We start from the raw sequence: 26,443 nt of genomic DNA on the forward strand, positions 1-26,443 counted from the left end.
AGCCGACACCATGGCCTTGTTTCCTCGGCCCATCCTCACCAACGGGGCCACCCACTCCGCGCAGCAGTTCCGCATGCTGGTCCGCGACCTCGCCCGCAGCGCCGAAGGCATCACCGAAGGCGACGACCTGAAGGTCACCCAGCGCGACACCCCCGGCGCCGGAGTCGTCATCGGCGACGGATCCGGCGTCATCCAGGGCCGCGCCAACGCCTTCCAAGGCCACTACAGCATCTGCAACATCGGCAGCATCGACGTACCGATCGCCGCGACGGGCAGCACCCCCCGCTCCGACATGGTCATCATCCGCGTGGAGGACCCCGAGTACGAGGGAAGCCTGAACCCGGCCGTCGACCAGATCGTCTACCCGCAGGTCATCTCCAACGTGTCCTCGTCGGCCACCGCGATCCCCGACGGGCGGACCGGGATCCCACTGGCCCGGATCGACATCCCCGCCTCCACGTCCACGATCACCACCGCGATGATCACCGACCTGCGGAAGGTCGCCAACCCGCGCAGCCAGCGCACGCTGCTCACCCAGTCACCCACCGCCCTGTCCACCGACATCAGCGGAACCAGCGGCGCGTTCACCAACTTCTCCACCGCCCCGGGCTGGAGCGTCACCATCCCCACCTGGGCCACCAAAGCAGTGCTGAGCCTGGCCGTCGGGCAGATCCGCTACAACACGGCCGCCTACTTCGGGCAGATCCGAGCCACGTTCGGGCCGTCGCTGACCGTGCAGCCCGTCAACCTCGACGACAACCAGAGCGGCATCCGCCGCGGCACCGTCGTCCTCGGCGACACCCTCACCATCCCCTGGAACTACCCCGGCACCACCCAGACGCTGCGCTTCCAGGCCTGCGGACTCAGCCCCAACCCCGGCAAGGTCGGCGTGGACGGCTCCACCACCCTCATCGCCGACATCACGTTCAGCGAGGCCCCCAAGTGACCGGCCCCGTCCCGGACCGGGTCCTCACCCAGAACGCGGTCACCGGCGAGTGGCTGTCCACCGCCCTGCCCTTGACTGACCTGGAGTACGGCGACGAACTCAACGGGCCCGGCAGCCTGTCCGGGAAACTGTCCCCAAGGCTGCTCGCCTCCAACCCGACGCTGGCCGACCCCGGCAACACGTTCATCTACGTCGAATCATCCGGGCAGCTGCAGTGGGGCGGCATCATATGGGACGTCCGCACCCAGGGCTCCGACTACGCCATCGAGGCCGCCTCCTGGTCGTCCTACCTGCAGCACCGCTACGACCTCGACGGGAACTACGGCGGCCGCGGCCCCTACACCTACGCCGACCGCTGCAACGTCATCCGCGACATCTGGGCCTACGCCCAGGCAGCCGCCGACGGCAACCTCGGCGTCCTCGTCGACACCACCACCTCCACGTCGACCATCGGCACCCCCCAGGACGTGTACGCCTCCAACGCCTGGGACATGAACTGCCTCGGCGACCAGATAGACAACCTCGTCTCCGGTGACGCCACCCCCGACTACACCTGCTTCACCTCCTGGAACACGGCCAAGACCGACGTGATCAAACGGATCCGGCTGGGCTGGCCACGCCTCGGAGCCCGCCGTACCGACATCACGTTCTCCTCCGGCGTCAACATCATCGAGGACCCCGAAGTCGTCCTCGGCGGCGACGACTACGCCCAGGTCGTCATCGCCAGCGGCGCCGGCGACGGATCAGCGAAACTCCGGCAGATCTCCGCCGTCCGCAACGGCCGGCTCCGCATGGAAGCCGCGGTCGACGCACCCGAACTCAACGGCAACGACACCCTCAAGGCCCGCGCGGACGCCGAACGCGCGTGGCGGCAGGTCCTCGGCTCTGTCGACCAGGTCACCCTCCGAGACACCCCTGCCGCACCATTCGGCAGCTACCAGATCGGGGACGACGTCTACACCCGCGTCCACAACGCCTGGACCGACTTCACCGGCTGGTGCCGCATCACCGGCTGGTCCCGGAAGCCGGCCGCACAGGGCGGCCCGCAGACCGTCGTCACCCTCAAGCCAGCCAGCATGTACAACTACGGGGGCATCGCCTGATGGACATCACTGACATCGGACGCACGCTGCAGAACCTCGCCAGCCGTCTGGCGAAAGTCGAACGCTCCGCCCGTCTGTCCCACGCGGCCATCGACAACACCGCGGTCGTCGTCAAGGACGGCACCGGAGGCCTTCGCGGCATCATCGGCGTCCAGGCCGACGGCACCACCGCGGTGAACATCGTCAACGGTGCGCCGCCGCCGCAGCCCTCCGCACCCATCGTCGCGTCCGTCCTGGGCGGCGTGACGGCCTCATGGGACGGCACATTCGCTGACGGCAGCACGCCCCCGCTGGACTGGTCCCGGGTCGAGGTCCATGCCTCCACCAGCGCGGCGTACGACCCGGTGCCTGGCACGCTGCAGGGAACGATCGAGACCGCACAGGGCGCCACCGTCGTCGTCCCCTGCGATGCCCCCGTCTACGTGCAGCTGGTCGCCCGCAATACGTCCGGCACAGCGTCCTCACCATCCGCGATCATCGGTCCCACGGGGCCTACCAAGGTGGTTGCCGACGACGTAGTGGACGGCGTCATCACCACCGTCAAGCTCGCCGACGACGCGGTCACCCAGGCAAAGGTCGCAGCCGGAGCCATCGGAACCACCGAGATCAGCGACGACGCGGTCACCACCCCGAAGCTGGTAGCCGGCGCTGTACAGGCCGGGAAGATCGCTGCGGACGCCGTACAAGCGGGAACCATCGCTGCGGGCGCCGTGACCGGCCGGGAAATCGCCGCTCTCGCTGTCACAGCAGACAAGATCGACGCCAACGCCATCACTGCCGGGAAGATCCAGGCCGGCGCCGTGGACGCCACCGCACTTGCCGCGGACGCCATCACCGGGAAAACGATCACCGGTGGAACGATCAACGGAACCACCATCACCGGCGGCACGATCCAGACCGCCACCAGCGGCGAACGCATCACCCTCAACGAGTCCGGCAACAACAAGATCTTCATCTACGACGGAACCGGCTCCCTCGTCTCCTCGGTGACCCCTACCGGGATCTCACTTCTGGGACCGAGCGGCAACGCCATCACCCTCAGCCCAGCCGTCACCGTCACCGGCTCAACGAACACCTATCCGGCACTGCGATGGTTCAACTCCACCCAGACGAAGGTGGCAAAAGTCGTGGCTCCCGACGGCACGACCGGCGAGCTGAACCTGCAACTGCAGTCGAGCACCGGCAACATGCTGTCCATCGAAGACACCGTCTCCGTCTTCAACGGAAGCCGCCTCCAGGTACTGCCGCCCGCCTCCACCTTCAGCGCCCTGTTCGTACAGCCTGCCGCAGCACACACCGGATACCTGGCCCGGTTCCAGCGCAATTCCGTCGACTACTTCACCGTCGACGCGAACGGCAACACCGCCATCCAGGGCAATCTCAACGTCACCGGGAACCTGACGGTCACCGGGAACCTAACCATCGCTGGTATCGGCCAACGAGTCACCAAACGCCGCACCACCGACCTCTCCCGGGCCAGCACCACCACACTGACCGCCGACAGCCAGATCACCTTCACAGTCGACGCCAACGCCACCTACCAACTCGACGGCTACCTCAAGTACTCCGGCGCCAACGACATCGTCTTCGGCTGGTCCTACCCCACCGGCACGCTCGGGGAATGGCACGGCCTCGGCAACGGCACCAGCGTCATCTCCGGCACCACCGCGGGCGGCACCCAACAAGACCAGATCAGCTCCTGGGGCTACACGCTGCGCACCGAATCAACCGACATCGCCAACGCCCGCACCTACGGAGGCGTCGGCACCACCGCCTTCGGCGTCCACATCCGCGGCCTCATCCGCGTCGGCTCCACCGGCGGCACCTTCGCCCTGACCTGGTCCCAGGGAACAGCCGGCACAACAGCCACCATCCTGTACACCGACTCCCACATCCGCCTCGAGAAAGTGACCTGACCCGATGGAATACCCCTTCAACCGGATCACCGGCCAGACCAACCGAGACGACACGACCGTCTACGTATCGATCTACGTGCAGGCCGAATACCTCACGATCGACGAAGCAGCCCTGACCGCAGCAGTCCAGCAGTGGCTCCTCGCCCAGGTCCCGGCCATCACCTCCACCACCGCCGAACGCCGCGACCAGACCTTCCCCGTCACACCGCTGCCGCCGCTGCCGTAGCCGAGGGAACACGCCAACCATCACGTCTTAGCCTGAGATCACCGGGCGACCCTCCGCCCCTGCTTCACCCCGAGGGACGACCGCCCACAGCGGTACGCCACACCAGTCGGCCTGGGCGCGGGGAGATCCAGGAGCAAGGGCGCGTGCCCGACCTCGACATCAAGCAGTACGACGTGACCGGCCAGCTCGGCCGGCACATGGTCCTCGACGAACGCAGCCTCGCCTACACCAGGCGCTACGACGGCGAACGCATCAAGCCCGCCGAGTGGGCTCCGAAGGTGCCGGTCCTGGACCAGGAAGACCTGCTCGCCCAGGACATCCACACCTCACAGCTGTTCGAAGGCGTCGACGACGTGGACGCCCTCGGCTCGTGCACCGGCAACGCCGGCACCGAACTGATCTCCGTCCTCCACGACGCGGACACCCTCAAGACGGCCGGCCTCGACGTCACCGACCCGGTGGCCGCCGAAAGGTGGGCTATCGGCCTCTACTCCGACGCCACCCACCGCGACCAGTGGCACGACGCCGCCTACCCCTCCGACGACTGCGGCTCCTCCGGCCTCGGTATCGCCAAGGCACTGCGCTCCCGCGGCCTGATCGACCAGTACGGACACGCCACCAACGCCCTGGAACTGTGCCGGGACCTGCAGACCGGCCCGTTCCTGATGGGAACCGTCTGGTACCAGGCCTGGTTCGAGCCGACCACCCCCTCCGCCCTCCTGGACGACATCAAGGGCTGGGAGAAGTCCCCCGTCGCGGGCGGCCACGAAGTATGCGTGACCGCCCTCGAGGACGTCGTCTTCGACTCCAGCGGCTCCCTCGACTACAAGCGCACCATCCTGCGCCTGCGCAACCACTGGACGCGCTCCTGGGGCGACGAAGGCGAATTCCGCATGTCGCTCGCCCTCTACCAGCAGCTACGCGACGACATCGACCTGATCCAGCCCCGCCTGGACGCCTACCACAAGTAGCCCCCGCCCCGCCCTCAAGGAGATCAGCATGAACACCCCGAAGAAGTCCCCCGACCAGCCGGACGCCGCCGCGCCCGAGCCGGCCACCGCCCCGGAGAACAGCCCGTCCTCGGAGCCCGCCACCGAACCACACGCCACCCACACAAGCGGCGGCGACTACGAGCCCTACCCGGGCGCCGCCTACTTCCACGGAGGCCGCACCAGCGACGTCATCGCCGTCATGGCACAGCGCCTGAACCAGGAAGGCTTCAGCGACTACCGCCTGGGCGCGGACTGGACGAACTCCCACCGCCGGGCGTTCAAGACGTTCCAGGAGTCGCTGCGCCCCAAGGGCGGCGGAGACACTTCCGGCATCCCCGACGAGGCCGCCTGGAACAAGCTGCGCGTCCCGCGCGTCACCCCGGAGGCATGACCATGGCCACCTGCCGCGGAATCGACGTAAGCGCCTACCAGGGCACCCAGGACTGGACAGCGTGGAAGAAGCAGGGCGTCGTCTTCGCCTTCGCCAAGGCGTCCGAGGGGCAGAGCACTCACGACCCGAAGTTCGCCACCCACATCAAGGGCATCAAGGCCGCCGACCTCGTCCCGGGCGGCTACCACTTCGCGTGGCCGAACCAAGACCCGCGCAAGGAGGCCGCGAACTACATTGCCGCGGTCAAGGGGGTCGCGGGCAAGGGCTTCTGTCACTGGCTCGACCTGGAGCGCTACAGCGACGGCCGGAACTACCGCGGTAAGAGCGACGCGCAGATCCGCGACTGGGTCACCACGTGGCTCGCCGCTGTGCGCACGGCGTTCCCCGGGCAGCGCGTCGGCGTCTACACGAGCGCCGACGACCTCGCCAAGGGCCACGTGCCGTCTGGAACGCCGCTCTGGTACCCGGCCTACCCGGGATCGTCCGTGGACACCTTCACGGAGGCGGAAGGACACTCGAAGCCCAAGCCCAGCGGCTGGACGCCGCTCATCTGGCAGTTCACCTCGGATCCCGCGGGTCCCACCCGCATCGACCAGTCCATCGCCTACATGTTCGCGGCCGACTTCCGCGCCTGGGCCGGCAGCGCGTCGGCGCCCGCACCGAAGCCAGCCTCGAAGTACGAGCCGTTCCCCGGTGCCGGCTGGTTCACGATGGGCCGCAAGAGCCCGATCGTCGCCGCGATGCACGACCGGCTTGTCGCTGTGGGCTGCAACCACTACCAGTCCTCGAAGAACAAGGACGTCATCGGCTCCGGCGACAAGGCGAGCTACGAGGCGTGGCAGCGCAAGTGCGGCTTCACCGGTGCCGCCGCCACCTGGCCGCCCGGCAAGACCACCTGGGACAAGCTTCACGTCCCCAACGTCTGACCCCTCCGACACCACCCACCCGCTCTAGGAGACCACCGTGTCACCCACCAAACTGTTCGGTCGTGAACCGGCCGCCTGGCTGGCCCTCATCGCGGTCGCCGTGAAGCTTGCCGCCGCGTTCGGCCTGGACGTCACCGCCGACCAGCAGGCCACCATCAACGCCGTCGCCGCGGCCGCGATGGGCGTCCTGATCGCCGCCGTCGCCCACGACGGTGTCGGCGCCGCCGTCATCGGCCTCGCGCAGGCCGGCCTCGCCCTCGCCATCGGGTTCGGCCTGGACTGGTCCGCCGACCGGCAGGCAGTCGTCATGGCCGCCGTCACCGTGGTGGTCGGCATGTGGGACCGCACCCAGGTCACCGCCCCGATCCCGGCAGAAGCCGTGCGCCGCCGCACCGCCTGACCCTTGTCCGCCCACTTACCCCCCACACCGGAGCACACCGTGATCGATGAGCCGTCTCTGGGCGAGCTGGGGCGACTCATCCAGGCGCTCCGGGGCGATGTCCGAGACGACATGGCACAGATCAACGCCCGTCTCGACCGGCTCGTCAGCATGGACGTCTACACCGTGGAGAAGGCAGCGATGACCAAGGACATCGCCGACCTCACCAAAGACGTAGAGCAGTTGGCCGCCAAGCAAACCCAGGACATCGCGGCCCTCCAGGACCAGCGGCAGAAAGACAACGACCGAGTCACCCAGACCAGACGGTGGGTCGTCGCATCGGTAGTCATCCCGCTGCTGGGACTCGTGCTGCCGATCGTTTTGTTCATGGCAGGAGGAAAATGACTCACCCGAGGTCTGGCAGCCGGGTGGAGGCACGCAAGCGTCACCGGCGAGGGAACTGGATCGCTGCTGCGGCGATCGTCATCGCGGGCGGCGCCCTGGCGGCGGTCGTCACCGCCTTCTTCACGCTGTCTCAGCAACTGGAGCGGGCCAACCACGCCCGGGATCTACTGGCGGCTCAGGTGCAGCAGCTCGGCGGTACCCCGGTGGCCGGCCCACCAGGATCGCGGGGCACCCCCGGGGCTACCGGATTGGTCGGCCCGCCCGGCCCTGCGGGACCTTCCGGCCGGCCGGGGGAGTCCGGGAAGCCGGGCAAGCCCGCGCCCACCATCACCCCAAGCCCCGGGCCCTCAGGCCCGACGGGTCCGGCAGGGGCACCCGGAGCCGACTCCACCCTCCCCGGGCCGACCGGACCGGAGGGACAGCCCGGAGCCTCCGGAGCGCCCGGCCGCGACGGGGCGAACGGGGCGCCTCCGTCGTCGTGGACGTACAGCGACGAGTACGGGAATACCTACGAGTGCGTGCCGGTCAGCGACTTCGACCCGAGCGACCCGCGGTACCGGTGCACACAGACATCCACCGCGTCCCCCACCACGTCGCCGGCGCCACCAAGCTCGTCGGATCCTGCCCCGTCGCCCAGCTCACTCGCTCCGCTGGGCCTCGCACCTCGGTTGTAGCGCGCGGACCACCACATCGTGCTGCCTGCAACAGAGGGAAGGCCCCCACCAGTGGTAGGGGCCCTCCTTGTGTGACTGCTAGTGGCGGCGCTCCCACATGAGGAGCAGGATGCTGACGGCGCCGCTCCCGAGGCTGTATGAGGCACCCCGGATGAACTGGCGCTTTGCGTCGCGACCGTAGCGTGCAGCCTTTCCTGCAGCCCACTCACGCATACGACGAGGGACACGAGACAGTTGGTGCCATGTCCGCCGGACATTGCTAGGCTGGCTCACGATGTTCCCTTCACTTCCTTTCAGTGCCTGATCGGATTTGGGTCATCACGCAGGGAGCCCTCCTGACGCTGGGCCTAGGAAACTTCGCGTCGGGGTTGGGCTCCTTCTGCTTCCAGCAGTCTAGTGAGGCATGCAAGCAGAACTGTCGACTTGTGGGTGCCATCTGACGGCCCGTCTCAACTGGTCGTAGTGGGTTGTACCGTCCGGTCCCGGCTGGTCCCCACTAGTCCCGTGAAACGCGGGATCAACCCGGAGGAATCATCCACTCCGAAACCGGTTGTGTGACGGTCGTCACTTTCAAGAACAACGCGGCCCAGATAGTGAACGCGAGTCCTCAGCTACTGTGCATGACGGTGCCCCGGCTGCTTTCCTCAGCCGGGGCACCGTCACAAGCACTGGATCAGGCGAGATCGCTACCATGCTCCTCGTTCATCTGCGAGGCTTCTTCCCACGTCAATGCTCGACGGCCGTATACGAGTTCAGCACCTCCGGAGTGGAGCTTGTCCAGGAGCCGCTGCGTCCGATCGCGCGCGTCCTGAGCAGCTTCCTCGGCGTACCACTCGACCAGCTCATCGGGCGTCGCATCTACGATGACGAAGGCGTCGACGACGCTGGAGAAGACAGCTAGACGGCCGTCTGGCTGCTTGATGATCTGGTGTCCCACAGTAGTTCTCCTCAGTTCTCGGTAGCCGGTGCCTGAACGAGATGGGCGAATCGCTCGTCGGGGCCCGGACCGACCTGCACGCCCTCGGGGTATTCCATCCCCGCCGTTGCGTGGCAGATGACGTACATCTCGTCGCCGTCCCGGTGCACTGCCACGTACTGGCCAGCGAACCCGACGATCCGGCCCTCCCGGCCATCGTGCTTCACCTCCAGGCCGACACGGAGGTTCAGGCCGTAGTAGTTTCGGATGTGCTCGATGCTGTTCGCGACGCGGGTGCGGATGCTGCGGGCGTCCTCCCGTAGTTCCTCAACCCGGTCCTCGATCTCGAGCTGGCGCTCCAACGGCGAGGCCAGGTCCATGGTGTCGAGGAGTTCGCGGGCCTTACGCTCGAAGACTTCGGCGTCGGCGTAGATGGCGGCACTACTCATGGTCGGTGTCCTCACTTCTCGGTGGCGTGGCCGGCGGCCGTGACGGCGCGGGCAATCGCCAGTGCGTCCTTGACCGTGGTGGGCTCGTCTCCGACCAACTTGGCGTACACAGCCGAGGAACGCAGGAGCTTTGCGAGGGCCTGCCCAAGGTCGGGGGCGATCGTCTGTACGTCGAGCTGAAGAACCGCGTCGGCGCCGTCAATCAACTCCTGCGCTACCTGCTCCCTGTGGCTCTTGGTTAGCATGCTCAGTGTCCTCACTTCTCGGTGGAGTGGTCGGCAGGCAGGTGGGCGCGGCCGGCCTCGGTCAGCAGCAGCGGCTTCTTCAAGCTGACCTCCGGCCCCCACTTTGCCCAGCCGTGGCGGACGATCGCGGTGGCGGTGGCGGCGGTGATGCGTCCCCCGTTCGCGTAGACGTTGGTGTCGGCGAAGGCGCGGGCGCTACGGTAGGCGCTGCCGTCGGCGATGAGGACGAGGGCGTCCCGCTGTGCCTTGGTCGGCTTCGTAGCAGTCATGGCCGGTGTCCTCGCTCCTCGGTGGCGCGGTCGGCGACGTTCACGACGGCGGCTACATCCAGCGAAGGGCCCGGGTTCGGCCCCTGGTAGTTGCCGCCGCAGGAGCAGTGCTGCCCCTCGTAGAGGTAGCAGTGCACGAAGTGCGGGCCGTCCGGCAGACGGTTGCCGTTGGCGATGACCTGATGCATCAGGAAGTTCATGGGCTGGTGTCCTCACTTCTCGCGGTGGTACCGGTTGACGTGGTTGTTGATGCTTTCGCGGGCGCCCCGGTAGCCGCAGCCGAGCGGGCACTCCTGCCAGAGTCCCTTGTCGACGGCTGCCTTGGTGACCGAGTTCTCGGCGTCGGGCCCGTAGCCGTGGGCGTGGAGCATCTGGGCGACGGTGCCGCCGTGGTGGATGGCGAGGAACGCGGCTTCGGCGGTCTTGTCGTGGCCGGCGGCGAAGTACCGGCCGTAACCGATCTCCCGGCCACACCCGCAATAGCAGAACCCGGTGGGCTGAGCGGTGTCTGTCATGCAGTCAGCTTAGCCACCCTTGCCCCATCAAGACAACCCTTGGAGATCCAAGGGTTTCGCGCGAAAGCCGACCCTCAGAAAGGCCCCTAGGACACCCGAACCCAGAGCGGTCGGTGTGGCGCGACGTCCGGACGCGTCTCAGGCCGTCAGGCGGCCGTACAGCCGATCCGGCCTGTCCTGCGCCCCGTTGGAGGCAGTGCGCGCCGTGACTGGCGATAAGCTCACATATCGCGCACCAAAAGCGGTACAGTGAAGCATGCCTGAAGCCTCGACACATTCCCACGCAGCCCTCTCCGCTGCGGGCGCCGCTGAAGCCGAAACCCTCCGCTCCACCGCTGCGCGCCTCGCGGAGATCGATGGCCTGGCTGACACCAGCGCCCTCCGCGAAGTTCTCCTCGACCTCAGCTACGCCCTTGCCAGCCTCACCGGCCCGGTCGGGGCTCTCCTTGATACCTGGAACGAAACCGCCGTCGAACCTGTCGATTCGGACGTGGACGCGCTCACCGACATCGCGGCTGTCCTCCGACACTGCGCCAACAACACCTGACCGGAGGAGGGCCGCGTGGCCGACAACCTGCCTGCCAGACTCAGTGAACCCGCGCTCCTGCCCCATCAGTTCGACGACCAGCTCCGCGCCCGGCTCGCCGCCCTCGACGCCGCCTCCGACACCCACGCCGACGACCAACGCCCCGGCAACACCACCCGCGCCTACAACGCCGACTGGAAAACCTGGGAAGCCTTCTGCACCCAGCTCCAGATCCCCACCACTGCCGCCACCCGCGGCACCCTCCGTGCGTTCGTCGACTACCTGTGGAACCGGGAACAGCGTGCCTACTCCACCATCGACCGCAAACTCGCCGGGGTCACCGTCAAGCTCCGCAAGGAGTACAAGGTCATTGTCGACCCCGAGGCCACGAAGGCGGCAAGGGAGTTGCTGAAGGACTACGCCAAGCAGGCCGCGGCCGCCGAGGAACCCGCGCGCGGCCGCGGGAAGGCGCCCGCCCTCCGCCTCGTCACCCTCCGAGAGATCGTCGCCAAGTGCGACACCGACATCTTCGGCCTCCGCGACCGCGCCATGCTCCTCCTCGGCTTCTCCATCGCCGCCCGCCGCGCCGAACTCGCCGGCCTCCGCCTGCGGAACATCCGGCCCGACGACAACGGCCTCCTGGTCCACGTCGCCGTCTCCAAGACCGCCCCCCGCACCGTCCCCGTCCCCTACGGCCAGAACCCCGAGACCTGCCCCGTCCGCGCCTGGCATGCCTGGGTCGACGCCGCCCGCATCACCGACCCGGACCGGCACGCGTTCCGCCGCATCCACCACACCGGGAAGGTGCAGCCCCAGGGCCTCAGCCCTCAGCGCGCCGGCGACATCATCACCGCTGCCGGGCTCCGTGCCGGATGCGAGGACCTCTTCACCGGCCACTCCGTCCGCTCCGGCCTCGCCACCGAAGCACGCCGCGCCGGGAAGGACCGCAAGGCCATCGCCGCGATCACCGGCCACAAGAAAGGCTCGAAGGTCCTGGACGGCTACATGCAGATCGTCGACCAGTGGGACGAGAAGGACAACGCCCTGATCGGACTCGGCCTCTGAGATACAGGGAGACCCAAGTATGTACATCGACCCACGCCTTGTGGCGATTGACGCCACTGCCGATGAACGACACCCGACTGAGGTATTCGAGGCTCAGTTCACCGTCGTCGCCGACAACCTTTTCGCCGGCTACCTGCGCGACCCGCAACGCACAGACGCCATGCTGCGCCGCGATGGACTCACCAAGACGGCTGACCGGCTGGTCGAAGTCCTCGGTTCCCGCTGGTGGGAGGACCTTCCGACAGAAGACGGCTCCGAGAACGCCCAGCACTGATGTCGGCAGTCTCCAGCATTTGTTGGTAACTGACCTGGCCCGGTCGGCTCCTTCCTACACGCCGCGGAGCCGACCGGGCTTTCGTGCGCCCGCGTCTGACCTGGAGTTCTCGTAGGAGCGGCGCCCATGCCGAGCCGGGAGTCCACGCCGTGTCTCCTGTCGGCCGACGGTCCAGCACTGCGAAGGGGTGAACAGTTCCCCTACGCGCTGGAGGCGCGCGATGCCGATTCACGAACTGATCCACCAGGCCGAGGGCTTCCTGCACTGGTACGACCTCATCCGTGTGTTCGGAGGCGACCTGGTCCAGGTGGTCCGCTGGGTGCTGCTGCGCCCGGGCGCCGGCCGTCACCGGCGGCCGCGAGGCTAGCCGGGCGCGGGGAGCGCGTCACGGAGGTAGACGGGGAGGGCCTCGCGTACCGCGGGGCTCGCCTCCCAGCTGCCGATGGCGAGTTCGTCGGCTGTGACGGTGACCCGGGTTCCGGTGTCGGTGTAGGCGACGGCCCGTAACGTGTCCCCGGGCCGGGGTGGCGCCGCGGCAAGGTGGCCGGCGAGTACGGCGCGGGCGATGTCGGCGAGCGCCGCGGTGGTGGTGGCGCGCCCGTATCTCTGGCAGATCCACACGCCGCTGAACGGCTCGTGGAGTTCCACCTGCCAGGTGAGGCGGGTGGGGGTGTCTTCGCAGGTCATGGGCTGATCTTGCCCTGTGCTGCGGGTGCTGGATGCGAGTACTGGCGGGTTACTTGCCTACCGCTTGATCTCGCCTGCGCTGGATGGGGAGCCGCCGAGTCTCCACGTGGACTGCTTGTGGGACCGGGTCGCGCCCGAGTCGATGACGTCATCAACCCATGAATGCCCAGGGACGCAGGCCAGGTGTGCCCATCCTCCGCCGGGCGCTGGCGCGACCTCGGCCCTTCGCCCGCGGGGCTTCTCGCACACCGCGCAGACGGCGAGGCCGCTGCCGCCTTGGCGGAACGGTGACGTAGGGAACGTGCGGAGGGAGAAGGAAGGCGGCGCATCGATCCGGACGACCTGCAGCATCTCGGGAAGCGGCTCGCTGCTGCGCCCCTGGCGCCTGCGGGTCGGCTTGTCGGGGGCGAGCTTGCGCACGCCAGCGGTGTTTGCCCCTGCTGAGGCGGCCTTGGCCTTGGGCGTCTTCTTCGTGCCCGTCTGACGGCGCTGGGTCTGCTTCTGCGGTGCTCGCTGAGGGGGTGCTCCGGAACCTGCCTTGATGGCCTGGTTGAGGCATGCGGCGTGGCAGGTCTTTCCGGAACGGGCTTGCGCGGTGGGCTTGTTGCCAAGCAGCTTGCGGCAGATGGCGCAGGACCGTTCACCGGTGTGCGGCGTGCGGGAGGTCACGTCGGCAGCGTAGCGGCTTCGTTCTGCATACGGAGGGCGAGTTCTATACCGCTCATCAGCATGTGTCGGATGAGCGGGTCCGTAATGCCCAGTGCCTGTACCGCTCCATATGGCGTCAGCGCTTGAGGCTCATCCTGTTTTGGCCAGGCGTCCTCCGAGATCGTGCCAGCTGCCACGAAGAGATCCCGTACGTCGCATCGCACCTCGCGGGCGATGCTCTCAAACTGGGCGGGATGCGGGAGGGTTCGCCCGTTCAGCATGCGAGTGACTGCCGAGTGACTCATGCCGGTGCGCTCGGCAAACAAGATGCGGTTGCCGGTGCCAGGGGAGAGGTCAAGGCCGATTCTGCTGGCGAGGTCGGCGACAAGCTCACCGAAGCGTTGCGCAGGAGTCTCTTTGGTCTCTGCAGTCGGTTCCATGAGCCGAAGATAGCACGCGTGCAATCGGCAGTGCACGCGTGCGCTGTGTCACTTCCCGGCGAGTGCCGGGGCAGACCTCTCGGCTTGCCCCGGCCGTGCCCTTACCGGCTCGTCACCAGGAACACGGCAAAGCTGATCATGCTGCTGCCGAGGCCGTACGCCATACCCCGCACGAGGTGCTGCTGGACGCGCCACTCCAGCAGCTGGCGGAACAGCCTGGCCCATGGGCTCTGCTCGGGCCGGTTCTCGGCGTCGGTGTTGCTACCGTTCATGGCGGGTGTCTCCTCTGTCGTCGCTGAGTGGGCCCGCATGCGGGAGTCTCCGTCCGACAGGTGCCTGGCAGGGCGTCGGCCGGGGGCTTCCGTTGCATGAGGGGAGCGAATTGCTCTGCGGACGACGGTGCCTGACGGCCTGTTAGCGAAGCAACCACGAGATGGCCTAGCACTACCGGGCCCCAGACGGCGTACTGCGATGTCCCGCAGTGACATTGGTGGCCTACTGGCGGGCCGCGCGCTGTTACAGAACGGTGACATAACCCGGCGCTCAGTCTGCCCGTCTGGGTTCTGGGGTGTCCCAGTAGCCGGTGTGGGCGATGGTGTCGGCGGTGACGGGCGGTTGCCGGTCGGCGAGGAGGGGATGGGTGGCGCACATCTGCCCGACGAGCTTGTTGACCCAGCGGGACTGGAGCGGCTGGCGGTCCTTGTTCAGCAGGAGCCGGTGCTCGGTGGGGTCGGCGGGTTCGGGCCGGACTTTCAGGTAGTCCTTCAGCGCGGCCCCGGTGAGCGGTTCGAGGGTGAACTGCTTGCCGACGTTCTCGTGGTCGTCGGGGGCGCGGATTTCCCAGGTGCCGTCGGGCTGGGGGTAGAGGTGGCGTTTGTCGACGCGGACGACCTGGGCGGGGCGGAGGCCTTCGAGGAGGAGCCAGACGGCGAGGCGGTCGCGTTGGTAGTGCCGGGAGTGGGTGGGTCCCCAGGAGCCGATGACGGTGAAGAGGACGGCGCGTTCCATGCGGTCGAGGCGGTTTTTGGCGCCGGCGGGGCGGGTGACGCCGGAGCGCAGGGCGGTGAGGTTCGGGGGGAGGGTGATGGCGCCGCGGTCTTTGGCGGCTTCGTAGTACATGGTGAGGGCGGTGATGCGCCGGTCGTGGCTGCGGGCGACTTCGGGGTGCTGGTCTGCGAGGGTGGCGAGGCTTGCGGGGGTGAAGGCGAGGCCTGCGAGGTAGGGGTGGAGGAAGGTGGCGGCGGACCAGGCGGCAATGTCGACGGGCCGGGCGGTGAGGGCGTCGATGGGCGGGTGCTGCTGGCGGCACCAGGTGAGGAAGCCTTTGGGGCCGGCGAGTTCGCGTAGGTACTCGGCTCGGGTGGAGGGGCGCAGGGCTGAGCCGGCGAGCCAGGTGTGCAGGAGTTCCTCGGCGTCCATGCCGGTAGTCTGCCCGCCCTACTGACTAGTTACAAAACTTCCGGGCTGCCTCGGCCCTGGTAGCGGGTGGTTGCGGTACGGCGCGAGGGCGCGGGGTGGGGTCGCGCGGGCTTCTCTTAGTGGGTGGTGGGGCCGGAAGTTTTGTGACCTTGCCGATCATGGGGTGAGGGGTGTGGTGCCGCGGGGCTTCGCCGGTGGGATCACGCTACGGGCGATCCGCCGCGGTGTTCCCTCCGCTCCCGTTCCGGCGTGGCGCGGAACCGCGTGTGGCAGGGTGAGCCGCATGTCGAACCCAGCACAGCCCGAGCGCCCGCGATCGCTCCTGGAAGCCTCCCTCGCCCTCGGCGACGGTCCCACCCTGCGCCAGCTCCGCGAGGCCATAACTGCCCCAGGGCCGGCCGCGATCAGCCAAATAGCCGCCCTGGCCGGCCAGGGCGAACGGCAGCGCCAGAGCTGGAACAGGTTCCTGGCCGAAGCAGTACGCGCCCAGGACACATCCAGGCGCCTGCTGCGCGACACCGTGATGCACCAGTGGGGAAACGCCGCCGCCATGCGGCTGCTGCAATCCGCCGCGCCCACCCGGAGAACCCTCACGACCGAGGACGTCGTCCAGGTCCTGCGGGACATGGACGCCTGGCGCGGCATGCCGCCGGCTCAGCAGCTGGCCGCCTTCACCGTCGTGGACGAGACGTACGGGTCCGCAGCCGTCCAGGACGACGAGCAGGTACCCGACGAGCTGGTGGACGAGTTCGAGGACACGGCCCGTACGTTCCTCTCCTCCAACGCCGGCCTGCTGCCGCCGAAGATGCAGCGGACCCTGTTCGTGTACTTCTGCGGGCTCATCGTTCTCGTCGCGCTCATGCAGGCGTCGTTCACCTCCGACGCTGTCGACGCCGTTCTCGGCAAGGCTGCCGACTTCGCACCGTTCGCCGGCGCTGCCATGCTGGCCGCGGGAAAGGCCTTCGACCGCTACACCGGCAACCAGAACGACGAGGATGACACGGACAGCTGACGCTCACAGCCCCGGTATCGGGTCCTGGTCGACGTCCCGCCGTTCCAGACGGGTCCGGTAGTCGGGATCGCATTCCGGCCCGTACCCGCGCCTGCGCGATTCCTCGTCGTGAAGCTCCCTGCCGCAGCCCGGCCCGCGGCACCACACACGCCGGCGCAGTCCGGACGGCTGCCCGGTGAGGGCTTCCTGCTCCTGAAAGGCCATGGCTCCAGTGTGATCCGTGAAAGGGGCTAGCGGGCTGCGGAGTACCAGAGTTAGCATGCGCTCACGCGCTCAGTGTCTCCATGGCCGCCAAGTCCCACTCGGACTGGCGGCCTTCGTCATGTGTCGCGAGCGGGTCTTGATCGTTGCCGCGAAGATTTGCTACGCTGCGCGAGCGCGATCAGTACATCCAAGGCCACTACCCACTATGGGCAGTGGCCTTCGTCATCTCCGGAGTCAGCGGGGATCGCTTGCCTTCTGCGGGGCGACCAGGTTGAACGGCCGGGGCGGCAGGTCGAGCCGCGGCCCGGCGTCTGGCCCCTGGTAGTTGCCGCCGCACGAGCAGAAGCTGCCCTCGTAGACGTAGCAGTGGACGAAGTGGCGGCCGTGCGGGTGGCCGGGCGTGGGTTCCATGGCTTCTCCTAGGCGGCGAGGTCGGTCTGGGACTGGGTGAGCTTACGGCGGGGCTGGTAGTCGGCGTCGTCCTTGTCGCGGGCCAGCTCGTAGAAGAAGAGGGCCTGGACGTCATCGGCGGGCTGCGGCTCGGGCCGCTCGTAGGTGGTGGGGGCCGGCCGCTCCAGGACGTATGCCATGCGGTGGATCGTGTAGGCGGTCACCTTGCTGATCCGGAAGTTGCGCTCGTCGCCGCGGATCCGGCACATGGCGATGAGGATGACGTCGCCGTCGGCGGTGGTGCGCAGTTCGTGGCCTTCGACGGTGCGGACGGTCTCTTCGCCCTTGTCGTCGATGTAGGTGAGGGTCACGACATGCTGGCGGTCGATGGCCCGGTAGAGGTCGGCGATGGTCGTGGTGGTCGGCTGCTGGTGCGTCAGCTTCATCGTGGGTTCCCCCTTGTGGTGCGGTGTGACCAAGGTAGCCGATACAGCATTGCAATGCAATACAGATGGGCGTAGGGTTGGCATCAGCCAAGGGCACCCCGCCCTGGCCGCCCGGTTCTCGTCGGGCATGGCGTTGCAATACAGATTGGAGGACGATGGCGTGGTAAACGCCCCCACGCGTCCGCCCGGCCATCCCTGGTCCGGGCGGCGCCCGCCGAGAGGACCCCGTCCCGTGCCGCTCAGCCGCCAGGACCAGAACCGTGTCGACCTGCTCAAGAAGGCGTCCGCGCACCTGCGGGAGACCGGAGCGCCGAAGGAACTCGCCGACGTGGTCGACTTCGTCATGACGGACGAGGGCGCGAACTTCGTGAACCGGCTGCGCTGGAAGGGCGCGGAGCAGGAGAACCCGAACCTGGCGATCCGGATGCCGCTGGCCCTGCGGGAGGAGATCAAGGCGGGTGCGCAGGCTGCGGGTAAGTCACTGACGACGCAGGCCGTGGCGGCGTTGAACGCGTTCCTGGACGGCAAGTACGTGCCGTTCGACCCGAAGGAAGAGGACGTGTTCCGCGGCGGCCCGCAGGCGATGTTGAACATCCGGGTGAACGCCGAGCTGCGCCGGAATGCCGACGAGTACGGGGCGAAGCTGAAGGAGGACGGTGTCCTGGACTGGGCGCCGCTGACTTCGCACGTGCTGAAGGCGTGGTTCGTGGAGAAGTTCACCGCTCACCGGGCCGAGTAGCCCTTGGGGTGGCGCGGCCGGCCTGACCTCTGATGCTGGCGCCGGCCCCGCCCCTACCGACTGCATAACCCCATAGGAGAGACCTCATGGCGTCTGCCATTGAGGCCCCCGCCAGCGTGACGGCGGAGGGCCCGACCTCGCACACCCAAAACCAGGATGCACGCCTCTCGCCGTACCAGCTGCGGATGCTGCACGGCGGCATCAACGGCAACCGCGTCCAGAACCTCCGCGGCATGTCCCACCTGGAAGCATGGGATGTACGCCGCCAGCTGATCCGGATCTTCGGGTTCGGTGGCTTCGACATCGAGACCCTGTCGCTGGAGCAGACCTACGAGCACAGCGAGGTCCGCCGGAAGAAGAACAAGCAGGGCCAGGAGTACGGCGATCCGTACACGGCGTGGACCATCGTCTACCGCGCTCAGGTCCGTCTCATCATCAAGGACACGGCGGGCCGTCCGATCGCGCACTTCGATGATGGTGCGGCAGGGGATGCGGTCAACCAGCCGTCCCTGGGTGACGCCCACGATCTCGCGATGAAGACGGCGTTCTCGCAGGCGTTGAAGCGGTGTGCGGTGAACCTGGGTGACCAGTTCGGGTTGTCGCTGTACAACGACGGCTCGCGGGATGCGGTGGTGCAGTTCTCGGCGGCGCATCCGCCGGCGGAGTGGAAGCAGCAGGCTGCGCCTCAGCCGGAGCCGGAGGACCCGCCGGTGAAGCCGGAACCGAGTGCTCGTGCCGAGGTGGACGAGGAGTCGGTTCCGGTGGCGGTTCCGGTGGCGGGTCCGACCGAGCGTCCTGCGGAGACGGCCCGCCCGGTGACCGGGCAGCCGAGTGAGCACCTGGCCAAGCTGCTGCGGCAGACGTCCGACTGCTGGAACAGCAACAACATCCTGATCTTCAACCAGATCGGGGAGGACGGTGCCCAGCACGGTGTCCTGGACGAGGAGTTCACGGACAAGCGCGGCGCGGTGACGACGCTGCGGAAGATCCTGGACGGGCGCGTCGCCGAGATCCAGGCCACCCAGAACGACCCCACAGAGAGGAGTGCCGCCTGATGTACCGCAACGACGACAACGCGCTGACGGTCATGGACTGGTTCTGCGGCGCGGGAGGGTCTTCCCAGGGTGTCCACGCTGTTCCCGGCGTTCGCGTCGAGAGGGCGGCGAACCACTGGAAGCTGGCGATCGAGTCACACGCCGAGAACTTCCCCACGACCAGCCACTACCAGGGCGACATCCGTAAGGCGCCGGTCTGGGACTGGCCCGTCACGGACATCTTCTGGGCGTCTCCGGAGTGCACCAACTGGTCCGTGGCCAAGGGCAAGAAGCGCGACTTCCAGAACGCGATGCAGGGCAGCCTCCTCGACCTCCTCGCCGGCCTGGACGACGAGGACGATGAGCCGACCGCTGAGGAGGAGTCCCGCGCGCTGATGGAGGAGGTGCCGCTGTACCTGCGCGGTGTCATAGAGCGCGGTGGTCTCGTCAAGGCGGGGGTCGTCGAGAACGTCGTCGATGTCCGCGCGTGGGACCAGTGGGACCGCTGGATCGGTGAGATCCACAAGCTCGGCTACCGGACCCGGATCATCGCGCTGAACTCGATGCACGCGAACCCGCGGGCGGTGCACCAGGCCCCGCAGTCCCGTGACCGGCTGTACGTCGGCTACTGGCACGAGTCGCTGGGCCGCACCCCCGACTGGGACAAGTGGCTGAGGCCGCGCGCCTGGTGCTCCGGCTGCGACCAGTACGTGCAGGCGATGCAGGTGTTCAAGGACCCGAAGCGCGACATGGGCCGCTACCGGCAGCAGTACGTCTACCGGTGCCCGAACACGGCTTGCCGCAACCAGGTCGTCGAGCCGGAGGCCCTGCCGGCCGCGGCGGCGATCGACTGGTCCATCCCGGGGCAGCGCATCGGTGACCGTGCCAAGCCGCTCGCAGAGAAGACCATCAAGCGCATCGAGGCCGGGCTGAAGAAGTTCGCGCGGCCCGTCCCGATGATGGTCCCGGCCGGCGGAACGTGGCGGGACGCAGCGGTCAGCGTGGGCGAGCCGATGCCCGCACGCACCACCCGGGAGAACGACGCCCTGATGGTGCCGCCGCTCATGGTCCCAGTCGAGGGACGTGACGGGAAGGACGCGGCGTCGGCGAACGGGCCGCTGCGCACGATGACGACCCGCAACGAGACCGGCCTGGCCTGGTTGCCGTTCATCGCTGAGCTGCGGGGCGGCGGGTCGGTGGCCCGTTCGGTCGCGGAGTCCCTCGCTACGGTGACCGCGTCGGGGAACCATCACGGGCTCGTCGCTCCGGCGGCGATGGTGATGCGGAACAACACGGCCCGGGGCAACCCGGGGCAAATGTGCACCCCGGCCAGCGAGCCGTTCCGCACGATGACGACGGCCGGGCACCAGTCGCTGCTGACGTGGGAGCACATGCTCGTCCCCTACTACGGCAACGGCGCCCCGCGCTCAGTAAGCGATCCGATCGGTGCGCTCACCACCCGCGACCGATACGCCCTCGTCAGAGGCGACATCGACATCGACGACGTCCTCTTCCGGATGCTGGAGCCGCACGAGATCGGGCGGGCCATGTCGTTCGCCGACGACTACATCGTCCTCGGCAACAAGCGGGAGAAGGTCCGCCAGTACGGCAACGCGGTCACCCCGAACGCCGCCGAGGTCCTGGTGTGCGCGCTGGTGGAGGCCATCACCGGCGAGGAGATCGACCGCTACGCCGGCCCCGGCCCGCACGCACTCGCTGCCTAACCGGTCTGGGGCCCGCAGCACGGCGGGCCCCATCCTGTTTCCCGTTTCCCCGCCCTTGGAGGTGAGACCGCGTTGGCGGCTCGCGCGATACCGGCCGCCGCGGCCTTCACCGCGGCGGTTGTTGTTTACGCCCTGTACGTGTCCCGGCGGAACCGGCGGCTGCGGCTGGTGCTGGTCCGGGAGCGTGCCACGCATCATCTCGTGGCCGGCTGTCTGGCCCGGGATTTGGAGGAGTTCCGGAGCCGTCTGGGTGCGGCTGTTGCCCAGGACGCTGTGGCCGCGGCTGCTGGCCGGGGCCTGGGCGATGCTCTCGCCCACCACAACCCGACTGTCCCGCCTTCGGAGGGAGGACCCCGATGAACCCGATGTCCCAGAGCAAGACGAGTGAGCAGCTGCGCCGCGCGTGGGTGGAGCACCCGCACTTCCGGTACCGCGGGTGCGCGCCGGATCCGGATGACCCGCTGCGGATGGTGGGCGATCCCGGCCTGCACGTCGGCGCGCATCACGGTCCGGACGCGTTCGCCCCAGAGGGGCAGAAGGAGCGGCGGGCCCGTGAGGAGCGGGCGATCGAGGTCTGCCTGAACTGCCCGGTGATGGTGCAGTGCGACCGGTACGCGTCGTCAGTGACGCCGGACGGCAGGCTGGCGGAGCCGGAGGGCGTGTGGGGTGGCCGGCGGTCGCTGGAGCGGCACAAGGCACTCATCCAGGCCCGGGTCGCAGTGACGGCGGCGCCGGACTCGGCATTCCAGACCGAGCAGAAGCAGGCCGTGCTCGCGGCGTTGGCGCGGTGCTGGGAGCCGCTTGCGGTAGCGGCGGCTGCCGGGATGGATGTGCGGACGGCGAACTGGCAGCGCTCCCAGCTGGTCCGGCTGCTGGGTCTGCCGAAGACCGTGTCGCGGATGCGGGTGCTGGCGGCCGCGCGGGAGCGGGGGCTGCTGGACGGTGTGCGGGTGATGCCGGATGACGGCACGGTGCCGGCGCTGGCGCCGCCGACGAAGCTCCCCGCCCCGGCCCAGGCCCCGGCTGCGGGTGGTGTGGTCGTTCAGATGCGGCGGCCGCGCCGCTCCCACGCCGCGATGCCGGGCCAGTTGTCGTTCGAGTCTCTCGTCCCCACCACGTCTGGAGTTGCAGCATGACCGAGATCCCTACCGCCGGCTCCGTCGAGGGGAATGTCGTGGACGCTGAGGAGGCGGCCGCGTTCGAGGTGATGTGTGCGGACGCGGTGCTGGGGGGCCGTGCGGTGTCGTCGGGGCAGTTCCTGGCGGGGCTGTTGGCGGAGGCCGAGTTGGCGACGGTGGGCCGTCCGGAGAAGCTGCCCGCCGACCTGTTCCCGGACGCTGATCCGGCGGTGGTGCAGGCGGTGTGGGATCGGGCGCTCGCGGTCGGGTTCCACGCGGGTCGGATGTCGGCGGCGCCTCGGTTGTTCCGGGACCAGATGGACCGGGTGGCGGGCTTGTTCGAGGTGGCGGGGTGGCACGCGATGGCGGGGATGGTGCGCCGGTCGCGGGCGTTGGTGGCGCCGACCCGGAAGGGCCTGTCGGCGGACTCGGAGATAGAGCGAGAGCACTGATGACACGTCATGACCGGTGTGACAAGAGGCTCGTGAGACACGTGGGGAAGGACGGGGGACAGGTGCGGAGCCGAACCGGTAGGCTGGTGCCTGCGCCAGACGACCACTCAGATGCGGTCCGAGGCCCACGAGACATAAGGAACGGCCCCGCAGTAGTCCTGGTGCTGGTAACACCGGGTGCGGGGCCGGGCCGACACCACGACCCTTGCGAAGTAGAGGTGCCGACGATGGCCAAGAGTACCCGGGGACTCAACCCCGTAGACAGGGCAGCCCGAAGTTTCCGCGCATCCGGCGTGAAGATCACACCGCCGACGCAGCCGGGCCCTGTCCCCACTACCCCCGCAGTCGCGTGACCGCCCAGGGCGAGGATGTCCTCGCCTGGCTGGAGCAGGCCATCAACGAGCGGGAAGAGACGGCGCGTCGAGCCTCACACCAGAAGCTGTGGCGCACGCATGACACCCATCTGGACCTTGGTGGCCACACGGCCACTGTCCTGACCGGTGAACGCAACGACACCGAGCTGCTGGCATGGGTCCCGACGATGAGCCACCAGCCCTGGGACGAGTCACGCAATGCCTGGAACAACGCTGAGCACATCGCGCTGAACGACCCCGCGTCGGTTCTGTGTCGCTGCGCCGCTGACCGGAAGATCCTTGATCTGCATAGCCGGATCGAAGACGGTACTCAGCTCAGTGTCGACTTCCCGCAGTGCAAAACCTGCTGCGAGGAAGGCGGGTACGAGCGTGAGGCCGAGACCTTCCCCTGCCTCACGCTCCGGCTTCTCGCTGAGGGCTACGGCTGGACGGGAGGCGAGCGATGAGCGCCCGCACCTGGCTGGCCAAGGTCACCAGTTTCGCGTTCCCGCGCACCTTTTCCACCGGCCCGCTCCCGAAGACGGACGACATCGACGTCCTGCTGAAGGCCGGACGCCGTCACCATCACGTGTGCTTCACCGTTCAGATCACTGACGGAACCAAGCATGCCGTCGGTCGCGAGGTGGAGGTACAAATCCAGGCCGACGAGGCGATCAAACTGGGCCAGCAAATGGTCCGTGTCGCCACCACACTTCTCCCCGCACCCCGCGAGGGAGAACAGACCCCACCCACTGAGGGAGATCAAGTGACGTAGCGATTGCTGGGCGGGAGATTCCTCGACCGCCCTGGCCGCTTTCCCGGTCTGGTGCGCCAACACCTTCCGGGCCTTGCGGCCCCGTACCACGGCTCAGCACGCCAATGCCGAGCTAAGGCCCACCGGGCGCCAACCCGAGTGAGCGAACTTCCTGGTTCTGCCCGAACCACTCCGGTCACCGAGGGGCTTTCGCATGCCCTCTCACTTATCCGAAGACGAGGTCCATAGTGCCGTACGCGCACCCTTCTTGTCAGCTTGGCGATCCCGCCACGGGCGATTCGCGGCTTATCTCCCCCCGCACGGGCGACACCCCGTGCCCCCACACGTCACACGACACGCACACCCCCACCACCAGAATCGAACAGCCGATCGATTACAGTGCAGACCAGGCAGCTCTCGTCCGCGGCACCTGCCAGGAGGTGTCCCACACTAAGTCGCGACGGAGCGGCCCGCGTCGGTGGCGTCGCGCGGTCCGGTGGCTGATCGCAGCCGGCCTCCACACCCGTGCGAACGCCACCACGCTCACCGTCGCCGACGACCTCGCTGACCGCATGGACTACGACACCGGGCACGTTCGCTACTGCCTGGACGAGATGGTCGCCCGCCTCGGCATCTCCCGGGCCTCCGTGAAGCGGCACATCGGGTACCTCCGCGAACTCGGCGCGCTCGCCTGGGTCCAGCACGGCACCCGGACGAACATCCGCCGCGCGATGGGGCTCAAGGGCTACGCCGCCACCGCCACCGTGTACGCCGCCGTCATCCCCCCCGTGTACGACCACGCCATGGGCCACCGCATCGTCGGCACCGGCTACACGGCCCGGATCATCATCGACCAGCGCGGCCAAGCCCCGGCCCAAAACCGGGTTTTGAACCACGTCCCGCGGCAGTCCAACCCTGTGGATAACCCGCCTGTGGAAAACCCCGCTCCGGAGGGCCTTGAGCCCCCTTCCCTTACCTGGGTAGAGGAAGAGGGAAAGCTGAAGGTAGTGGGGGGTAGTAACTACACCTCGCACGCTCGGCCGCCGAAACCGCGGATCCCCCACCAGAGCAGCTACATCAACGGCCGGCCCCGGACCGCACTCGACGTCCAGAAGGCCAGCAAGACGACCCGGCTGGTGCGTGCCCTCGTGCCCTGGGTCCAGTCGGTGCCGCTGCGGCCCTTGGAGTTCGTGCTCCGCCCGTGGACCGACCGCGGCCTGGACGCCTACCAGATCGCTGCCGACCTCAACGGCATGTGCTCCGGGATGCGCTGGCGGCCGAAGAACCCGATCGCGTTCCTCCGCGCCCGCCTCAACGCCGAAGCCGAGCAGCGGCAGGAGACGCAGGCCGCGCAGGAAGCCGCCGCCCGCTGGGAGCAGGAGCACTGCGCCGAGGGCGCCTTCCAGGGCAGCTACAGCACCCGCATCGACATCCTCGCCGCGAACCGGCAGGGCCTGGACCGCCTCGTCGCCACCAGCCGTGCCCGCGGCTGGGACGACCTGTCCGGCGCCAACGACGACACCGCCACCTGGGATGCCGAAGCGGACATCCTCGCCTTCCTCAACGGGAGCCCCTCATGACCACTCCGCAGCCTTCCGGTGTCGACCTCGCCCGCACCGCCCTCGCAGCCGCCCGCGCGGCTGCGAAAACCCGCCCCACCCAGTCGCCGAAGAAAACCACCCGCAGTCGGCGAGAAGCCCGCCGCGGCGGCCGCGACCCCATGGCCCTCGGCACCGCCATCACCAGCCTCATGGCCGACCGCGGCTGGACCGCCCCCGAGGCCGGCGGCAGCATCCTCGACCAGTGGCCCACCATCGCCCCCGAACTCGCCAGCAAAGTTGCTGCGGTCCGGTTCGAGCACGACACCGGCACCCTCCACCTCCAGCCGGCGTCGGCTGCGTACGCCACCCAGCTTCGCTTGTTCCAGATGCAGATCCTGCGCCGCATCCACGAGAAGACCGGCGACCGCTCGGTCCACAGACTGCGCATCCTGCCGCCCGGAGCAGGGACAGCGCACAGCAGCAGCCTGGCCGAGGAGCCACCCTCGGCAGCGGTGGAGGCGCCGGTGAAGACCCGGCAGACTGCCTCGGCCGGCTACCGGCAGGCACTCGCTGCAGCCCTTGAGCACCGGCGCCCCCACCAGCCCACCGACCCGTACACCCTCAAGGCCATGGCCCGGCAGGAAGCCGCGCTCCGTGCCGGACGGCAGGCCGAGGAGGAACACGTGGAGGGGCAGTGGGCGCAGGACGATGCCGAGCGGAAGGCGGGCCCGCGGCCGGGCAGCATCGAGGCCTCCATCGCCGCGGCCCGCGCCTTCAAGCGCCGGGAAGCCGCAGGGCTTATTCAGCCGCGGCGCGCGTTCGACGTCGCGTGAGCGGAGGGAACACCGCGGCGGATGTGGTGCACCGTGGACGCGGTCACCGAGCACGAACGGGAGCCGCCATGCAGCCCACCACCTCCAGCACATACCCCGACGCCTGGCACGCGGCCGAAGCCGCGCAGGAGACCGCCTGGCTGAACGACTGGGTGCGCGGCCGTATCTGCCCCGCCACGCTCACTGCCCGACCTGACCGCACGCCGGCCGACGCCGTGCCCGCCCTCACCTCTGCCGGGAGCTACTGATGACCGCAACCGCCACCGCCATGCCGCCGGGGCAGCGCATCGTCTACCCGCGGCCGCCGGTCACGGTCCTCCGCAGCGAGTTGTTCGTGGAGCCGGCCTACGAGGGCGGCGAGCCGTACGACCAGGACGATGAGGATGAGGAGTAGGTGGTGACCATTGGTCACCACCTTAGGGTCAGATAGAC

39 protein-coding genes are annotated in these 26,443 nt (G+C 68.5%); 25 read left to right on the plus strand and 14 right to left on the minus strand.

All coding sequences use genetic code 11. The annotated features are described in order from the left end of the window. The first annotated feature begins 10 nt into the window (after positions 1–10). The 9 genes from HZZ00_RS37565 (at position 11) to HZZ00_RS37610 (ending at position 7,284) form a co-directional block, all read left to right on the plus strand. A complete protein-coding gene (locus tag HZZ00_RS37565; RefSeq protein WP_180333998.1) occupies positions 11–946 on the plus strand; it encodes a hypothetical protein in 936 nt (311 codons plus the stop codon). Next, entirely contained in the window at positions 943–2,049 is a 1,107-nt protein-coding gene (locus HZZ00_RS37570; protein WP_180333999.1) for a hypothetical protein, read from the plus strand. The genes HZZ00_RS37565 and HZZ00_RS37570 overlap by 4 nt, the downstream gene beginning before the upstream one ends. Next, the gene (locus HZZ00_RS37575; protein WP_180334000.1) at positions 2,049–3,965 is read left to right on the plus strand and encodes a hypothetical protein; all 1,917 of its coding nucleotides are present in this window, start codon (positions 2,049–2,051) and stop codon (positions 3,963–3,965) included. Before HZZ00_RS37570 ends, HZZ00_RS37575 begins: the two co-directional genes overlap by 1 nt. Before the next feature lie 4 nt (positions 3,966–3,969). After that, on the plus strand, positions 3,970–4,191 hold the full coding sequence (locus HZZ00_RS37580; protein ID WP_180334001.1) for a hypothetical protein: 222 nt from the start codon (positions 3,970–3,972) through the stop codon (positions 4,189–4,191). Positions 4,192–4,334: 143 nt separating this feature from the next. After that, complete coding sequence (locus HZZ00_RS37585) at positions 4,335–5,162, plus strand: hypothetical protein (protein WP_180334002.1); 828 nt, start codon at positions 4,335–4,337, stop codon at positions 5,160–5,162. A gap of 28 nt (positions 5,163–5,190) precedes the next feature. After that, positions 5,191–5,574: a hypothetical protein gene (locus HZZ00_RS37590; RefSeq protein WP_180334003.1), complete on the plus strand. Its 384-nt coding sequence runs from the start codon at positions 5,191–5,193 to the stop codon at positions 5,572–5,574. Beyond that, entirely contained in the window at positions 5,571–6,500 is a 930-nt protein-coding gene (locus tag HZZ00_RS37595) for a GH25 family lysozyme (protein ID WP_257586063.1), read from the plus strand. The genes HZZ00_RS37590 and HZZ00_RS37595 overlap by 4 nt, the downstream gene beginning before the upstream one ends. Positions 6,501–6,537: 37 nt before the next feature. Next, on the plus strand, positions 6,538–6,900 hold the full coding sequence (locus HZZ00_RS37605; RefSeq protein WP_180334004.1) for a hypothetical protein: 363 nt from the start codon (positions 6,538–6,540) through the stop codon (positions 6,898–6,900). Positions 6,901–6,939: 39 nt separating this feature from the next. After that, on the plus strand, positions 6,940–7,284 hold the full coding sequence (locus tag HZZ00_RS37610; RefSeq protein WP_180334005.1) for a hypothetical protein: 345 nt from the start codon (positions 6,940–6,942) through the stop codon (positions 7,282–7,284). Positions 7,285–8,631: 1,347 nt separating this feature from the next. Here HZZ00_RS37610 and HZZ00_RS37615 read toward each other — a convergent pair. Genes HZZ00_RS37615 through HZZ00_RS37640 form a run of 6 tightly spaced genes read right to left on the minus strand, consistent with a single transcriptional unit; the run spans position 8,632 to position 10,352 of the window. Further along, entirely contained in the window at positions 8,632–8,895 is a 264-nt protein-coding gene (locus HZZ00_RS37615) for a hypothetical protein (RefSeq protein ID WP_180334006.1), read from the minus strand. Positions 8,896–8,906: 11 nt separating this feature from the next. Further along, on the minus strand, positions 8,907–9,323 hold the full coding sequence (locus HZZ00_RS37620) for a hypothetical protein (protein WP_180334007.1): 417 nt from the start codon (positions 9,321–9,323) through the stop codon (positions 8,907–8,909). An 11-nt stretch (positions 9,324–9,334) separates the two neighbouring features. Then, on the minus strand, positions 9,335–9,568 hold the full coding sequence (locus tag HZZ00_RS37625) for a hypothetical protein (RefSeq protein ID WP_180334008.1): 234 nt from the start codon (positions 9,566–9,568) through the stop codon (positions 9,335–9,337). A gap of 11 nt (positions 9,569–9,579) precedes the next feature. Next, positions 9,580–9,837, minus strand: coding sequence for a hypothetical protein (locus HZZ00_RS37630; RefSeq protein WP_180334009.1), 258 nt, complete (start codon positions 9,835–9,837; stop codon positions 9,580–9,582). After that, on the minus strand, positions 9,834–10,037 hold the full coding sequence (locus HZZ00_RS37635; RefSeq protein WP_180334010.1) for a hypothetical protein: 204 nt from the start codon (positions 10,035–10,037) through the stop codon (positions 9,834–9,836). The genes HZZ00_RS37630 and HZZ00_RS37635 overlap by 4 nt, the downstream gene beginning before the upstream one ends. A gap of 12 nt (positions 10,038–10,049) precedes the next feature. Then, positions 10,050–10,352: a hypothetical protein gene (locus HZZ00_RS37640; protein WP_180333903.1), complete on the minus strand. Its 303-nt coding sequence runs from the start codon at positions 10,350–10,352 to the stop codon at positions 10,050–10,052. Between the two features lie 256 nt (positions 10,353–10,608). On the opposite strand from HZZ00_RS37640, the gene HZZ00_RS37645 reads away from it, so the two are divergent. The 4 genes from HZZ00_RS37645 (at position 10,609) to HZZ00_RS37660 (ending at position 12,584) form a co-directional block, all read left to right on the plus strand. Then, a complete protein-coding gene (locus HZZ00_RS37645) occupies positions 10,609–10,899 on the plus strand; it encodes a hypothetical protein (protein WP_180334011.1) in 291 nt (96 codons plus the stop codon). A 15-nt stretch (positions 10,900–10,914) separates the two neighbouring features. Beyond that, positions 10,915–11,943 (plus strand): site-specific integrase, encoded by a 1,029-nt coding sequence (locus HZZ00_RS37650; protein WP_180334012.1) that lies wholly within the window; start codon positions 10,915–10,917, stop codon positions 11,941–11,943. 19 nt (positions 11,944–11,962) lie between these two features. Continuing rightward, on the plus strand, positions 11,963–12,217 hold the full coding sequence (locus tag HZZ00_RS37655) for a hypothetical protein (protein ID WP_180334013.1): 255 nt from the start codon (positions 11,963–11,965) through the stop codon (positions 12,215–12,217). 220 nt (positions 12,218–12,437) lie between these two features. Beyond that, complete coding sequence (locus HZZ00_RS37660) at positions 12,438–12,584, plus strand: hypothetical protein (RefSeq protein WP_180334014.1); 147 nt, start codon at positions 12,438–12,440, stop codon at positions 12,582–12,584. On the opposite strand, the gene HZZ00_RS37665 is transcribed toward HZZ00_RS37660, so the two are convergent. The 5 genes from HZZ00_RS37665 to HZZ00_RS37685 all read right to left on the minus strand — a co-directional run bounded on the left by HZZ00_RS37665 (position 12,581) and on the right by HZZ00_RS37685 (position 15,411). Then, positions 12,581–12,904, minus strand: a complete 324-nt coding sequence (locus tag HZZ00_RS37665) for a hypothetical protein (protein ID WP_180333904.1) — start codon at positions 12,902–12,904, stop codon at positions 12,581–12,583. The genes HZZ00_RS37660 and HZZ00_RS37665 overlap by 4 nt on opposite strands. 57 nt (positions 12,905–12,961) lie before the next feature. Next, positions 12,962–13,573 carry a hypothetical protein gene (locus HZZ00_RS37670; RefSeq protein ID WP_180334015.1) on the minus strand — a complete coding sequence of 204 codons (612 nt, stop codon included), beginning with the start codon at positions 13,571–13,573 and terminating at the stop codon, positions 12,962–12,964. After that, a complete protein-coding gene (locus tag HZZ00_RS37675; protein WP_180334016.1) occupies positions 13,570–13,992 on the minus strand; it encodes a helix-turn-helix transcriptional regulator in 423 nt (140 codons plus the stop codon). Before HZZ00_RS37675 ends, HZZ00_RS37670 begins: the two co-directional genes overlap by 4 nt. Before the next feature lie 101 nt (positions 13,993–14,093). After that, positions 14,094–14,264, minus strand: coding sequence for a hypothetical protein (locus tag HZZ00_RS37680; protein ID WP_180334017.1), 171 nt, complete (start codon positions 14,262–14,264; stop codon positions 14,094–14,096). A 271-nt stretch (positions 14,265–14,535) separates the two neighbouring features. After that, positions 14,536–15,411 (minus strand): hypothetical protein, encoded by an 876-nt coding sequence (locus HZZ00_RS37685; protein ID WP_180334018.1) that lies wholly within the window; start codon positions 15,409–15,411, stop codon positions 14,536–14,538. A gap of 283 nt (positions 15,412–15,694) precedes the next feature. On the opposite strand from HZZ00_RS37685, the gene HZZ00_RS37690 reads away from it, so the two are divergent. Further along, a complete protein-coding gene (locus HZZ00_RS37690; RefSeq protein WP_180334019.1) occupies positions 15,695–16,423 on the plus strand; it encodes a hypothetical protein in 729 nt (242 codons plus the stop codon). Positions 16,424–16,426: 3 nt separating this feature from the next. Here HZZ00_RS37690 and HZZ00_RS37695 read toward each other — a convergent pair whose 3' ends face one another. From HZZ00_RS37695 to HZZ00_RS37705, 3 genes are all read right to left on the minus strand, one after another. Continuing rightward, positions 16,427–16,627: a DUF6011 domain-containing protein gene (locus tag HZZ00_RS37695; protein WP_180334020.1), complete on the minus strand. Its 201-nt coding sequence runs from the start codon at positions 16,625–16,627 to the stop codon at positions 16,427–16,429. Between the two features lie 234 nt (positions 16,628–16,861). Next, on the minus strand, positions 16,862–17,038 hold the full coding sequence (locus tag HZZ00_RS37700) for a hypothetical protein (protein ID WP_180334021.1): 177 nt from the start codon (positions 17,036–17,038) through the stop codon (positions 16,862–16,864). Positions 17,039–17,046: 8 nt separating this feature from the next. Next, positions 17,047–17,463 carry a WYL domain-containing protein gene (locus HZZ00_RS37705; protein ID WP_180334022.1) on the minus strand — a complete coding sequence of 139 codons (417 nt, stop codon included), beginning with the start codon at positions 17,461–17,463 and terminating at the stop codon, positions 17,047–17,049. A 232-nt stretch (positions 17,464–17,695) separates the two neighbouring features. Between HZZ00_RS37705 and HZZ00_RS37710 the strand changes: the two genes are divergently transcribed. From HZZ00_RS37710 to HZZ00_RS37760, 11 genes are all read left to right on the plus strand, one after another. Continuing rightward, complete coding sequence (locus HZZ00_RS37710) at positions 17,696–18,202, plus strand: hypothetical protein (protein ID WP_180334023.1); 507 nt, start codon at positions 17,696–17,698, stop codon at positions 18,200–18,202. An 86-nt stretch (positions 18,203–18,288) separates the two neighbouring features. After that, on the plus strand, positions 18,289–19,257 hold the full coding sequence (locus tag HZZ00_RS37715; protein WP_180334024.1) for a Rad52/Rad22 family DNA repair protein: 969 nt from the start codon (positions 18,289–18,291) through the stop codon (positions 19,255–19,257). Next, positions 19,257–20,960, plus strand: coding sequence for a DNA cytosine methyltransferase (locus HZZ00_RS37720; protein ID WP_180333905.1), 1,704 nt, complete (start codon positions 19,257–19,259; stop codon positions 20,958–20,960). Before HZZ00_RS37715 ends, HZZ00_RS37720 begins: the two co-directional genes overlap by 1 nt. A 356-nt stretch (positions 20,961–21,316) precedes the next feature. Further along, positions 21,317–22,096 carry a WhiB family transcriptional regulator gene (locus tag HZZ00_RS37725; RefSeq protein WP_180333906.1) on the plus strand — a complete coding sequence of 260 codons (780 nt, stop codon included), beginning with the start codon at positions 21,317–21,319 and terminating at the stop codon, positions 22,094–22,096. After that, complete coding sequence (locus tag HZZ00_RS37730; RefSeq protein WP_180333907.1) at positions 22,093–22,530, plus strand: hypothetical protein; 438 nt, start codon at positions 22,093–22,095, stop codon at positions 22,528–22,530. The genes HZZ00_RS37725 and HZZ00_RS37730 overlap by 4 nt, the downstream gene beginning before the upstream one ends. Before the next feature lie 349 nt (positions 22,531–22,879). Then, entirely contained in the window at positions 22,880–23,350 is a 471-nt protein-coding gene (locus HZZ00_RS37735) for a DUF6221 family protein (RefSeq protein WP_180333908.1), read from the plus strand. Continuing rightward, a complete protein-coding gene (locus tag HZZ00_RS37740; protein ID WP_180333909.1) occupies positions 23,347–23,658 on the plus strand; it encodes a hypothetical protein in 312 nt (103 codons plus the stop codon). Before HZZ00_RS37735 ends, HZZ00_RS37740 begins: the two co-directional genes overlap by 4 nt. Positions 23,659–24,209: 551 nt before the next feature. Beyond that, positions 24,210–25,217 (plus strand): hypothetical protein, encoded by a 1,008-nt coding sequence (locus tag HZZ00_RS38150; protein WP_219014233.1) that lies wholly within the window; start codon positions 24,210–24,212, stop codon positions 25,215–25,217. Further along, the gene (locus HZZ00_RS37750; RefSeq protein WP_180333910.1) at positions 25,214–26,011 is read left to right on the plus strand and encodes a DciA family protein; all 798 of its coding nucleotides are present in this window, start codon (positions 25,214–25,216) and stop codon (positions 26,009–26,011) included. The genes HZZ00_RS38150 and HZZ00_RS37750 overlap by 4 nt, the downstream gene beginning before the upstream one ends. Positions 26,012–26,079: 68 nt before the next feature. Continuing rightward, positions 26,080–26,259, plus strand: a complete 180-nt coding sequence (locus HZZ00_RS37755) for a hypothetical protein (protein WP_180333911.1) — start codon at positions 26,080–26,082, stop codon at positions 26,257–26,259. Continuing rightward, positions 26,259–26,405 carry a hypothetical protein gene (locus HZZ00_RS37760; protein WP_180333912.1) on the plus strand — a complete coding sequence of 49 codons (147 nt, stop codon included), beginning with the start codon at positions 26,259–26,261 and terminating at the stop codon, positions 26,403–26,405. Before HZZ00_RS37755 ends, HZZ00_RS37760 begins: the two co-directional genes overlap by 1 nt. Positions 26,406–26,443 lie beyond the last annotated feature (38 nt).

This window comes from Streptomyces sp. NEAU-sy36 (genome assembly GCF_013423905.1).
In the GTDB taxonomy this organism is placed as follows: domain Bacteria; phylum Actinomycetota; class Actinomycetes; order Streptomycetales; family Streptomycetaceae; genus Streptomyces; species Streptomyces misionensis.